Annotated in this window: 12 protein-coding genes; 2 read left to right on the forward strand and 10 right to left on the reverse strand. The window is 41.8% G+C overall.

Going from position 1 to position 12,574, the window contains the following annotated elements; genetic code table 11:
- Positions 1-277 precede the first annotated feature (277 nt).
- From NSTC731_RS32825 to NSTC731_RS32845, 5 genes are all read right to left on the reverse strand, one after another.
- The gene (locus NSTC731_RS32825; protein WP_445628599.1) at positions 278-3,298 is read right to left on the reverse strand and encodes a UPF0182 family protein; all 3,021 of its coding nucleotides are present in this window, start codon (positions 3,296-3,298) and stop codon (positions 278-280) included.
- Positions 3,299-3,364: 66 nt separating this feature from the next.
- Positions 3,365-3,721 carry a type II toxin-antitoxin system VapC family toxin gene (locus NSTC731_RS32830; RefSeq protein WP_445628600.1) on the reverse strand — a complete coding sequence of 119 codons (357 nt, stop codon included), beginning with the start codon at positions 3,719-3,721 and terminating at the stop codon, positions 3,365-3,367.
- Positions 3,721-3,936, reverse strand: a complete 216-nt coding sequence (locus NSTC731_RS32835; protein ID WP_445628601.1) for a hypothetical protein — start codon at positions 3,934-3,936, stop codon at positions 3,721-3,723. The genes NSTC731_RS32830 and NSTC731_RS32835 overlap by 1 nt, the downstream gene beginning before the upstream one ends.
- A 255-nt stretch (positions 3,937-4,191) precedes the next feature.
- On the reverse strand, positions 4,192-4,467 hold the full coding sequence (locus tag NSTC731_RS32840) for a type II toxin-antitoxin system RelE family toxin (RefSeq protein WP_445628602.1): 276 nt from the start codon (positions 4,465-4,467) through the stop codon (positions 4,192-4,194).
- Positions 4,451-4,711, reverse strand: a complete 261-nt coding sequence (locus NSTC731_RS32845) for a type II toxin-antitoxin system Phd/YefM family antitoxin (RefSeq protein WP_445628603.1) — start codon at positions 4,709-4,711, stop codon at positions 4,451-4,453. The genes NSTC731_RS32840 and NSTC731_RS32845 overlap by 17 nt, the downstream gene beginning before the upstream one ends.
- Before the next feature lie 533 nt (positions 4,712-5,244).
- Between NSTC731_RS32845 and NSTC731_RS32850 the strand changes: the two genes are divergently transcribed.
- Positions 5,245-6,480, forward strand: coding sequence for a DUF4336 domain-containing protein (locus NSTC731_RS32850; RefSeq protein ID WP_445628604.1), 1,236 nt, complete (start codon positions 5,245-5,247; stop codon positions 6,478-6,480).
- Here the strand turns inward: NSTC731_RS32850 and NSTC731_RS32855 are convergent, their stop codons facing one another.
- The 4 genes from NSTC731_RS32855 to NSTC731_RS32870 all read right to left on the reverse strand — a co-directional run bounded on the left by NSTC731_RS32855 (position 6,481) and on the right by NSTC731_RS32870 (position 10,762).
- Positions 6,481-7,455: an MvdD family ATP-grasp ribosomal peptide maturase gene (locus NSTC731_RS32855; protein ID WP_445628605.1), complete on the reverse strand. Its 975-nt coding sequence runs from the start codon at positions 7,453-7,455 to the stop codon at positions 6,481-6,483.
- Positions 7,456-7,535: 80 nt separating this feature from the next.
- Entirely contained in the window at positions 7,536-8,525 is a 990-nt protein-coding gene (locus tag NSTC731_RS32860) for an MvdC family ATP-grasp ribosomal peptide maturase (RefSeq protein ID WP_445628606.1), read from the reverse strand.
- Between the two features lie 179 nt (positions 8,526-8,704).
- Entirely contained in the window at positions 8,705-9,004 is a 300-nt protein-coding gene (locus NSTC731_RS32865) for a microviridin/marinostatin family tricyclic proteinase inhibitor (RefSeq protein ID WP_445628607.1), read from the reverse strand.
- Between the two features lie 267 nt (positions 9,005-9,271).
- Positions 9,272-10,762 (reverse strand): glutamine synthetase family protein, encoded by a 1,491-nt coding sequence (locus NSTC731_RS32870; RefSeq protein WP_445628608.1) that lies wholly within the window; start codon positions 10,760-10,762, stop codon positions 9,272-9,274.
- Positions 10,763-11,295: 533 nt separating this feature from the next.
- Between NSTC731_RS32870 and NSTC731_RS32875 the strand changes: the two genes are divergently transcribed.
- Positions 11,296-12,099 (forward strand): aldo/keto reductase, encoded by an 804-nt coding sequence (locus NSTC731_RS32875; protein ID WP_445628609.1) that lies wholly within the window; start codon positions 11,296-11,298, stop codon positions 12,097-12,099.
- Positions 12,100-12,141: 42 nt separating this feature from the next.
- On the opposite strand, the gene NSTC731_RS32880 is transcribed toward NSTC731_RS32875, so the two are convergent.
- On the reverse strand, positions 12,142-12,315 hold the full coding sequence (locus NSTC731_RS32880; protein WP_445628610.1) for a hypothetical protein: 174 nt from the start codon (positions 12,313-12,315) through the stop codon (positions 12,142-12,144).
- Positions 12,316-12,574 lie beyond the last annotated feature (259 nt).

Consider the following 12,574-nt stretch of genomic DNA (forward strand, 5'->3'; position numbering starts at 1 on the left):
ATTGCCCCCAACCCCTCTCCGACACGGAGAGGGGAGCAAAAAGCTTAATTTTTCGTTGCTCCTCCCTTTGGGTTTCAAAGAAGGAGGCTGTCCGGGAGAGGTTCATCGAACTCACGTTGATTTAGAGGCTCTGCCTCCAGTCAATGATTGCAACACATCCATTTGTAAAGACGTGATGAATCGCGTCTCTACAACTATTTGTTGCATTCTTTTCTCAAAAATAAATTATCCCAAATTATTTATAGATTTGTAGGGGCGCAAAGCCTTGCGCCCCTACTTAACCGGGCGGGGCTGCTTCTTCAAAGGGACGGATAATCGCCGGGGCTGGTGTAACTTCTGGTTTAAAGATTCCTTGCAATGCTTGTTCTAAGGTTTGCGCCATGACAATCCGGTTTTCGTAAGCTACTACTACTCGTACCAAAGTTGGCAGACTATTCTGTGTGGCTTCTAGATAGATTGGCTCGACATACAGCAGCGATTGCTGAATGGGGATTACTAGTAGATTGCCTTGAATCGCTCTCGAACCTTGGCGATTCCACAAGGAAATTTGCTGAGAAATTACTGGGTCTTGGTTAATCCGCGCCTCGATTTGCTCTGTTCCGTAAATCAGGCGTTCTTTAGGAAAGACATATAGCAGCAGCTTACCGTAGTTTTTGCCATCCGATCGCGCCGCTAACCAAGCGATTAAATTAGTCCGCTGTTTGGGAGTATAAGGTAAAAACAGCAGAAATTCTTCTCTACGAGAGCCTTCGCGAACGCCAACAAAGTCTACAGTGGGTAAACTAGTAATCAAATAATACGGCTCTACCGGACGGGGTTCACTGCCATAGATTTCATTAGGAATCTGCCACTGGTCTTCCCGGTTGTAAAATACTTGGGGGTCGGTCATGTGGTAAGTCATCAACCGCTCAGATTGAATTTTGAAAAAGTCCTCCGGATATCGGGTATGACTGCGGAGATTGACTGGCATTGTACTGAGCGGTTTGAACATATTGGGAAATATCGCTGACCAAGTAGCAATAATCGGATCGCTGCGATCGGCAATATAAAAGTTAACAGTACCGTGATAGGCATCAATCACTACCTTGATCGAGTTGCGAATGTAGTTGATACCATCGCTACCAGTGTCTGAATAGGGATAGCGATCGCTCGTTGTGTAAGCGTCAACAATCCAATAAAGATAGCTGGGATTGCTGGGAAAATCTTGATTAGCAGCAGCAGCAACTAAATAAGGGTCGCTGTCAAATTTCAAAAAAGGGGCGATCGCTTGAATTCTTTCCTTGACATTTCGTCGCAGTAGCACTTTTGTATCTGGCAAAAAGTCCCGTGTCAGCACCATCTGCCAATCTTTCAAATACATCGCAAATAGCCACCGTCGCCATATTGAACCGATTTCAACGCCACCTAGACCTTCATAAGAGTTGTAAACATTATCACTACCGCTAGGGTAGTCTAGCTCTCTAACTTTTGTGCCAGTCATTACATAAGTATTGGTAATTTCACCGTAATAAATCCGGGGTTGCCCAATCGGAATACTTTGACGAACGGCTTCATTAGAAGTTGTGAGAGTGCTACTATTACCACTAATATCTTTAACAAAATATTCTGGTAGTCCACCCGGCCCAACTGTATTAACTGGACTAACAGTAAACCCGAAACCGTGAGTATAAATTAAATGGCGATTAACCCATGTTTGAGCTTCCTGTGGTACGGCAGTGTAGTCTAATTCTCGCGCAGCAATTAATACTTGCCGCCGTTCTGTTGAGTCAAGGGCTTCTTGCTTAGGTTCTGGCGGCTTTTGGGGAGCAGGTGGTCGAGGTGAAGGATCATCTGTTTTGAGAGTATATCGATCGATATCGGCATCGGGGAACCGATAATAGGGCCGAATTTGTTGCAGTTGACGGTTAGTTTCTAAAAGTGGTCGCTCATCCCACAGGCGAATATTCCGAATTGTCGAGGCATTCTTTTGAATATCAACTTCAGTCAGTGTTCCTTGCGGGTTGAAGCTTCTAGAATCGATCGCCTCTAAATCGAATGCTTGGCGAGTTAAGGCAATAGTCCGCTGAATGTAGGGTTGCTCTCGCTGCAACTCATTAGGTTGGACAATTAAATATTGCACCACAGTAGGTAAGACAACATCAGCAGCTATAACTAATACTAAATAAACCCCTAACCCATAAAAGACAAAGCGAGGATACCGAGATTTGGATTTCCAGAAAAACGTTCGCCAAAGGAGGTAAGTTGCGATCGCTACTGCCACAATGCCCAAAACGGTGTAAGCTGGCAACTGGGCTGTCACATCGGTATAGCTAGCACCATAACTCACTCCCCGGCTAGAATACACCAGTTCATAGCGACTTTGCCAATAACTAAAAGCCACTACCAGCATCAACAAGCCACCCATACCGAATAAATGACGCTGCTGCTGGGGTGAAAAACCAGGGAAAATCCCCTGACTCAAACTATCCGCCGACAAAAGATAAGTGAGAGTAACAGCGACAAAGCCATACAAACATAAACCCATCAGCCAGAGTTCTAGCAGTTCCCAAAAAGGTAAAGAAAATACGTAAAAGCTGATATCTAGACCAAATAAAGGCTCAGTGCTGTTGAAAAGGGTAGGGTGCAAATATTCCAGCACCTTGGGCCAGTGTCGGAAGATGATGAAGGCAAAAATGGGACTAGAGAGAATTGCGATCGCAGTCAGTAAAAATTGCGGATAGATTAAAATGGCGATCGCTACTCCCCCAATTAAACCGAGATACCAGACTTGAGAGAGAATCTGCCTCAAAAGTTGCCAAATTGTCTCCGGTCGAAATAGAGCGGGAACGGGTAGAATAGCCTGATTAACTGGAGAATGCCAGTAGAAAAGAGCAATTTGACCATAGTGAGCCAGCATTAACCCGATTAACAAGCTCAATATCAGAGTTAAGGGTAATAACCAGCGCAATTTTAATGCTTTCAGGCGTTGCGGCGCAAGTATCCGGGTTTCGTTGCGTCTTGGATAATTAGGACTGAGAAAATTTGTTAATTCACTGTTGAGTTCTGGTTGCTCAATCTTTAGAGACTGAGAATATTTTAGCCGTTGTGCTAAAGCCAGGTTTAACAGTAGATAGGCAGCAGTTATTCCAGCCACAACTACCCACAAAATACCACGAGTCAGCAGCCTCAACAAAAATACTTGGAGATAGCCAACTTCCCGAAACCAAAAAATTTCTGCTCCCAGACGGGAACCCAGATCCAACAGTAGCCATAGCCCCAAAAATCCGATTAATAGCCTAAAGCCCCATTTCCAATACATTGATTGATATGTAATTTAAGAAGAACGCCAATTCTCTATTTGCAAGCCGTTTACTCTTTGAAATTCTCAAACATTAGATGTTACAACAACATGATTGTGAGTTAGTGCTGTTGCTGCGATCAATAGATCATAAGAACCGATAGGAGTACCCGCTGTTTTCAAAATACTTCTAATTTGGGCAGCTTGTTCTGCTTCTTCCACACCAAAAGGTAAAATTGTAATCGAACCTAACAATGCTTCAATCAATGATTGGATTTTTAAGGCACGTTGAGGATTGATTGCTAATCCGTACTTAACCTCCATTACTGTTAAGGAAGAAATAAAAATATCTGTGGGAGTAGTAGACTTTAATAGCTTGAGAGTATTTTTTTCTCCCTTGACAAAATCACTAATGACGCAGGTATCGAGTAAATAACCCATCATTAAAACTCGATTTCGTTAGGTGGTAGCAGTTCGTCTCGGTAGGACTCAAAAATAATACTTTCTACTACACCTTGATGTTGCATAATAGTTTCTGGCCAAGTTATAGGCTTTGTTTCTAAGAAAGTAACAAAGACTTTGCTTTCAGTAATACCTTGTGGTTTTTCAGCTAGTTCGATTTTGCCGTTTTTATAAATTCCTTCAATGGTTTGTAGCATTGTTTTTACCTCCTATCGAAATTCTAGTAGTATTTATTACTGAACTGGTGGGAGTTGGTTAGTTACTCACCGTCGGCTCATTCGCGATCGCAGTTTAGGTGCAACAAAAACTGCAACGGTCATCAGCGATCGCAATTGACCCCTGACTTCTAACTCCTGACTTCCAACTTCCACCAACTAGCTGGTGAAGTTGGAAGTTGAAGTTGGAAGTTACTGCAACGCTACTCAATGCAAAAAGAAGTGAAGCCGGAAAAACTACAAATTTTTGTAGACTTCACCATCATTCCTCTTGCCAACACGAAAAACATCAATCATCTGGTTATCGTGGTCAATAGTGTAAAGAATCCTGTACTCACCTTGATCGACACGATAGCCACCTTCATAACCCTTCAATGCCTTACAGTCCTGGGGTTGAGAATTACCTTGAAGCGAAAGAATTTTAGCTACAACTTGCTTATATTGTTTAGCTTGTAAATCATTCAAATCCTTTTCAGCAGTCTTAGCAATCCTCAAACTATAGCGTTCGCTCATCTCCACGCTTGGCACTAATTGCGTCTAATGTAGTAAAACCATCATTTTCACTAACTGCACGGCGAAGCGCCTCTGAATCAATAGCGTCTTCTATAGCTTCAAGCAATTTCAAATCATCAAGACTGATAATCGCTACAGCAGGTTTACCATGACGCTCAATCACAATACGCTCACGCTTATACTCAGCACGACTAATAAGCTCTTGAAAATTTGCACGAGCTTCTGTTGCACTTATACCAGTCATAGTGCCTCACAAAATTAATAAATTACAGTTAAAAGGTAAACTTTGTACAATTTGGTAAAAATTTACAAAATTTACATTCTGTACTAATATTATTACACCACAATCGAAAAAAGAGTGATTTTTTACCTTTTTACAAAATGACTCTTTACAAGAGAAGTAGAAGTCGGAATTTACTGCTACATATAGTAACTTAGACAACATTTCATTAATTCGTAGCGAATTCTCTGCGTGCCTCTGCGCTTCCCTCTGCGCCCTTTGCGTTTAAATCTCATACCTCAATTCGCCACGATTTTACACAAAGCTGTACTTAGTTGCAAAGTCTAATCTACTTACAAAGCTCAACCAGTTTACCGCGATCGCACTCTCAACAAGGGCCTTGATCGCGGTAAACTTTCGGTAAAAAGAATCTTTTACCGACAAGTGTTGTGTAGGGATTTTAGCCAGTTGCCCTCGCCCGACAAGCGTGCTATATCAATTCTTATAGCCACTACAGCACTCTCATAACTGGCCCTTGCCAGGACAATGGAACGACGATGAATTCACAAGGATCTAAGTCGAAGGTTGAACTACAAGATCGAGGGATGTCTCCTTTGAACAACCCCAAGGATTGGTCATGGCCATTCTGGGCTGCTGTCCCACTCTATCCCTACGGCAGGCGGCGGACACTTCGTCAGGAAATAGTTCAGGACACTATCTGGACATTCGATCAGCTTCACGGCATTCTCTACACCATCGTGCCGATTCGCATGACTGTCGTCAAGCTCTCTGGCGGAGGACTTCTGGTTTATGCACCCGTTGCTCCCACAACTGAGTGTGTCCGCTTGGTTAATGAGTTGGTAGCAAAGCACGGTGAAGTTAAGTATATCTTACTGCCAACTAGTTCTGGTCTGGAGCATAAAGTCTTCGTTGGCCCTTTTGCTCGTCGCTTTCCTCAAGCACAAGTGTTTGTTGCCCCGCACCAGTGGAGTTTCCCGTTCAATCTGCCGCTTAGTTGGCTAGGTTTTCCCCAAAAACGAACTCAAGAACTCCCAGAGGACTCAAGCCTTGCTCCCTTTGCTCTGGAGTTTGACTATGCAACATTGGACATTGACTTAGGACGAGGATCTTTTGCAGAAGTTGCATTGTTTCACAAGCGATCGCGTACTCTACTTGTAACTGATTCGATACTTTCTGTGCCAGTTGACCCACCAGAAATTCTCCAATTAGATCCTTATCCCTTACTGTTTCATGCTAGGGACAATGCCTGGGAGACGATCGAGGACAATGAAGACAATCGTCGTAAGGGATGGCAACGCATTTCACTGTTTGCCCTTTACTTCCGTCCAAGTGCTTTGGAAGTTACTTCAATTGGACAGATGTTTCGTGATGCTCTCAAAGCACCACAGCGATCGCTAAAAACGTACTTAGGTTTATTTCCTTTTCGCTGGCAAGAAAACTGGAAGCAGGCATTCGACGCTCTACGAGGTCAGGGACGACCGTTTGTCGCACCGATTTTGCAAATTCTCATTTTTCCTCAAGCACCAAGCCAAGTACTCAAATGGGCTGATACAGTTGCAAGTTGGGATTTTCAGCAGATTATTCCCTGTCACTTTGAATCGCTAATTAAAGCAAATCCGCGTCAATTTCGGCAAGCATTTGCTTTTATGGAAAAAAATCTTTCTTCTAGCGAAAGCCAGCCTCTATTAGAGGAAGATTTAAAATTCATTCAGGAACTAGAAGCGGGTCTAGTTAAACGCGGTATTGCAACGCCAGCTAAAGAGAAATTGTAATCAATTAGGTGAATTAGTTAAAACCTCAGCGATCGCCTGGGAAATCGGTAAACCAGGACAGCGTTCCAGCCAGAAGAACTCGCCAACTGGGTTAACTTCCAGGAATACATGACGACCATCAGGAGTCAAAATAATATCAAGCGCCCCATAATTTAAACCAAATTCTGCCATGAGTTTGAGCAATTTCTCTTCGACATCTTCGGGCAAAGTGTATGACTCCCAAGCGTCGAGTAAGGCGATTCCCTGTTTGCGCCAGTCGTAACGTGCCTTATCCAAAGCTTGAGAATTAACCGCAGCCGTTAGCACGCGTTTACCGACAATAATTGTCCGCAATTCCAATGCCTTGGGAATCTTCTCCTGAAATGTCATTGGGCAGAAACGTAAGCCATCAAGGTTGTCTAGATCCTCTGAGGAAATTGGATTTGTAAACACAACTTTTTCTCGCCCTTGTTCATCATAAATAGCGAAAGAAGACAGCATTTTGGTAATCATTCCCTGCTGACACTCTTGGGCAAATTGCTTTACTGCTATGGGATTATTTGTGGTCAGAGTGCGAGGCGTATCTAGACCGATATCTCTTGCTATTTCTAATTGCAGTTGCTTATTTTCGGCTCGGCGAATATTTGGCAGAGGGTCAAGATGAAAGCCCCTGATACTAGCAATCATTCCCTCAATGCAGACGCGAGATTCTTTCAGTGAGGCTTCTCTAAGTTGCCTGTCCATCGAGTTGGGAATTTTTGACCCAATTGCAATGCGCCGATACCAAACTGCTGACACTTCATTTAAATCTAATGTCTGGTCATCGACACTCAGAATCACTCGCTGACTACTACCATAGTAAATATCTAACTGCATTTCTGTGGGAAATCGGTCTGTGTCAAAACGAAATGCTTTCTTTCCTTGGGCTTCAATTGCCTGAATAACTAAAGGAATACTTTCGTTATCTTGGCTGTGAGTAATGATTAAAACAGTCATTTACAAATATGGAGAATGAAGTACGCTACAGATAAATATAGAAGTTATCAGTTGGTTTGGGATTTTTAAATAAGAGCATTTTACTTCGGACTTGTTGAAAGTAGTGCAGATGCGATCGCTTGAGCAATTGGATAGTCTAAATCTCTCTCCAGCATCCCCCACTCTCCTGTAGGATTAATTTCTAAAAAAACATATTCTCCTGATGGTGTTTTAATAAAATCAAATGCTCCAAAAACCAGTCCAAACTTAGCCATAAAGGCATCCAAACAACGGATTAGTCGATCGGGTAATTGCTCTGGTTGCCAGGTAAGAATCTTTTTTGTCTCACGTCGCCAATCCTGAGTAGATGCTGCATACTCAGACGCATCTAGCGCCCCGACAAAGAGATTGCCATTCACATATACTGCTCGTAGTTCTTGCTGTTTAGGGATTTGTTCTTGAAACATAACTGGACAATAGCGCAGTGTTTCAGCATCAAGTAAGTCTTCTTCTTTAACGACGCTGGTATACATGAAAAAAGAGGAGGCTTGCATCCCAGAAGAAAGAGGTCTAAGCAGCTTGACAATCATTTTTCCCTTAACTTGGTGGAAAAATTCTCGTGCTTCTTGAGGATTGTTGGTGACGAGAGTCCGAGGTATGACAAGACCTACTTCCGATGCAACCCGCAGTTGGTGTAACTTGTTTTCAGCTGCACTTATCCGGCATAAATCATCCACCCACTTAGCATCTCTGAGGCTGTCCCAAAAGCCATCTAAGACTGCGAGTGATTCATTAGAACAGACTGCTTGAAATTGGGGAGCCAATTCTTGACCGAGATCGGGTTGCCAAATACGCCGCATCCATACTGCTTGCACTTGCTCGGTGTTCAGGGAGCGATCCTTATATATCAATGTATGGTTGCTACCAGAGTTACTTAAATTAGCCTGGAGTTGGAGTGCGATCGGAAACTTATCAGTATCAAAACGAAATGGCTGTGCGCCTAGTTTTGATACTGCTTCTGCAACTCTATCTATTGTAAAGTAATCACCACTATGGGTGATTAATAAAACTACATTACGATCGAGGTGCATAAAATATTTTTATTAGTTTTTGCATTTTCACTATTGTTAACTCTTGAGAAAGCAAAATATTAAACAAGTGAACTTAATTTTAATGAGAAGCCAACCCCTAGACGAAGTTGGCACTAACTATATTTTTATACTGACAATAGTTTTAAAACCGCATCTCTGGTGTAATCAAAAGTATGCAGCTATACAGGTTTAGACGGCGAACTGTCATCACCATCTGAAGGATACTTCTGAGTAACAGCGTATTCATCACTATCAGAAGGATACTTCTTAGTAGTTACTGCGCCATCTTCTTGATCGGATGGATACTTCAGAGTTGTTACAATTTCATCATCTTTCTTGTTTGTGGCATTATTACATTTACCACCGATAATCGCTTTTGAGTCTTCATCAGAAAGGTCTTCAAGGCTTTGCCCTTCCAAGAATCGAGCAAAGAATGGTACTGCTTGTGAATTCAACTTTTCTGGTTTGTTTTCAGACACAATCTTTCTCCTATAAAAACTGAACTTAAATATCTCCTGTATTATATGACATAATACATACTAATACCTTTGCCAAAATAAGAGTTTATACATCAACTCAACCTCGGAAATTGGCGAGGTTTGACTTACCAAAATAAGTATTAATTTATTTTTTAATAAATATTTACTTTTGTGTAATTATGCTTGTATAAAGTTAAAAATATAATAATTTTTCTTACAGCAAGTATGGACGGGGCGCAATTGTGAAACAGTACTAGCTTATTCACTTCAAAATAATTCAAAATATTCTCTTTGCTCCCAGTTAGTCACCTGCTTTAAATACTCTTCTGGTAGCCGATCGGCAACGGACTGCAAAAAGCGATTAATTTCACTCTGTTTCATCTTAATGATGAAGTTGATGAACTGCTGCCCCATTTTTTGAGCAAAAACTTCGCTTTGGCTCAAATATGAAATCGCCTCTGGCAAACTTTTGGGTAAGGTGGGACTTTCTGTCGCGTAAGGTGACTCTGTTGGAGAGCCAGGGTCAAGTTTACGATCTACACCATCTAGCCCAGAAATCAATTGCGATGCCATATACAGATAAGGATTGGCTGCTGGTTCTCCAACTCGGTTTTCAATATGGGTGGTGGGGTCATCAAAACCACCTTGTAATCTAATCATTGCCCCTCGATTTTCCAATCCCCATCCGGCGCGATCGGGAGCTAGGGAATAAGGTCTAAATCTTTTGTAGCCGTTAATTGTCGGGGTTGTGAACACAGAAGCAGCATTGGCGTGTTTCAGAAGACCACCAACGAAATGTTTACCTAAATCTGACATTAGGGTTTTAGAGTTTGCAGACATGAAAGCGTTCTCGCCTGTGGTTCGGTCTACCAGGGATTGGTGCAAATGCCAACCATTGGAAGAAGAACCTTGCAATCCTGGACGACACATAAATGAGGCGATGTAACCTTGTTGACGGCAGATTTGCTTGGTTGCCATGCGGAATATCATCATTGTATCCGCAGCTTGCAACGCCGGAATTGGGTCAAAGGTAAATTCAAATTGACCGACACCTCCTTCATTTTCTACACTCCTTAAAGGCAATCCCATTTCAACTAAGTTTTCTGCTAAAACGCGCAGTAAGTCGTGAATCTCTGGATTGTGGGATTCTAAAAGATATTGGAAACTATGCTCTACAGCGCTAACTTTAGCAGGTTCACCAGGTTTTCCAGAAGTACCAACATTAGCGATCGCTAACATTGGATCTTCTAACTTTGCCAGATACCACTCAACTTCTAAGCCGACAATATACTCCAATCCTCTTTGATGTAACTCTACCAATGATTGGCGCAAAATACCGCGACTGGAAAAGGGCATTACCTGACCATTTTGAAAGTACTCGTCACAGAGGATAAAACCAGTACGTTTTGCCCAAGGCAGAATTTTGAAAGTATCAGGGTCAGGAACAGCCACAAGATTTGGCGCACCTGTCATCAAAGGCATATCTAAACTACCGCCAGGAACAAACGGGTTAAATACTATTGCACCACCAGTATCAAACAGGAATGTCCCTGTGCTGATTTGCATACCGTTTTCTAAGGCGCTGAAAAATGTCTGCGGTAAGAGCGATTTGCTGCGAACGATGCCATGCTGGTCTGACCAAGCAGTACGAATCAACAATAGATCCCGTTCTTTGACAACAGCTTGGATCTTTTCAGATGCTTCTTTTTGGATTTCTGTCCACAGGTGATGACGCTCAATAAATCCAGGCTTTTTCATTGCACACAAAAGGTCTTAAACTAACATAGAGCGATTCTTTTGACGCTTGACGAATGTGACAATATCAACTAGAGTTCTGCATAAGTTAAACCATTTTAAAGCTCAATTACTTTATTTAGTTGAAATATACATTCTAGAGTGAGAATATTAGCTTATATCATTGTAAAATAAGATTCGACAGTAAAAATTTTATATTTTATCATAGCGTTTCCCGACCTGCTGAGGTACTGAGTAAATCACTAATAAAATTAGGTAAACCTCTGCGTACCTTTGCGTTTGACTCTGCGCGCCTCTGCGTTTAAAAACATTATTTCTGTACCTCACGTAACTAAGAATTACTATATACTTAACCGTGAGATGATTGCATAGTTTCCAACTTGTAGCTCCTAATTCAATACTCCTGACTTCCTTTTTTCAGAAGTTAACCAATTTTTATCAATCATTGCAGAAGATGATTAAAAATTAAGATTCATTGAGTTTTCACTAACATCATGAAGGTGTAATAGAGTAAAAGTGAGAATTGGAGCGTTGACGTGGAGTTAGTAACCATACACAGACAGCCAGCCAGCATTCTTGGTTTAGCAGGGCAATCGATAGATGCTGCAACTGTTTCATTGGCATTTGAAGCGGGGATCAATTACTTTTTCTTTTACAATTTGGAATCGGAAAACTTCTTGGATGGCTTGAAATCTCTGTTGGTAGAAAAGCGTAAGCAGACCTTGGTAGCAACAGGTAGTGAAAATCGGAATATAAAATCTTTACGCAATTACTTGGACTGTGTGCGCCATCGTTTAAATATCGCGCAAGTGGATGTATTTTTTGCTGAATATGTTTCCCCTGCTGATGACATAGGTCAACTTCAAGCGGTGCTTGACGAACTGCATTCTTGGAAAGAGCAAAAACTCGTGCGTTATGTAGGAGTCACAACTCACAACCTACCCATTGCCAAACAATTAATTGAAGCACATCACATTGACGTGCTGATGCTCCGCTATAATATGGCACATCGAAAAGCTGAAGAAGATGTTCTTCCCAGCGCTTCAAAGACAGGTATTCCAGTAGTAGCGTTTACCTGTACTCGTTGGGGGTCATTACTTAAGGGGCATCCCAATTGGCAACAAAAACCACCACTAGCAACAGATTGTTACCGAATGGCACTAAGTCATCGGGCAGTGCGTCTGGCACTTACTGCCCCAAAAAATAGGCAGCAATTACTGGAAAATCTTTCTGTGCTGCACTCACCCCAACTTTCGCAGCAGGAACTAACTCATTGGCAGGAGTATGGCGACTTAATTTATGGTGCTGGACAAGACTCTTTTGATACTCAATGGATTTAAAATCCTGGTTATTGCTAGTGGTAAAGCAATTCATCTATGGTGCTATTTTTGATTGAAACTGCTTAAAAAGGATAACAGAGCGATCGCACTCACACCTAAAAGCCATTCCCCTGATGCTTCGGGTACGCTAACTTTCAAGGGATTAATGGGTTTAGAGAGATTTTCCTTACCATTCTTAACTTTACGGTCAAAGCGATCGCTTATATTTAATTTCACTAGATGTCTATACTTAATTTTAAGTTTTTAAAATTTTACTTTCATCTAGTCAAAATATCTGCTGAAATGAAATTAAACCTCGTCTACCTTGAGAACCGTAATTTTGTAGGTTGGGTGCAGCGATAGCGTAACCCAACATAAAATTTGGTGGCAATGTTGGGTTGCGTTTCACTCCATCCAACCTATAAAAATATATTTATTAAAAAACTCTCGGTTTCAACTTAGATGAAGGTTGATTGTACATAAATTTCTCAAAAAA

The sequence above is a fragment of the Nostoc sp. DSM 114167 genome, assembly GCF_052692655.1.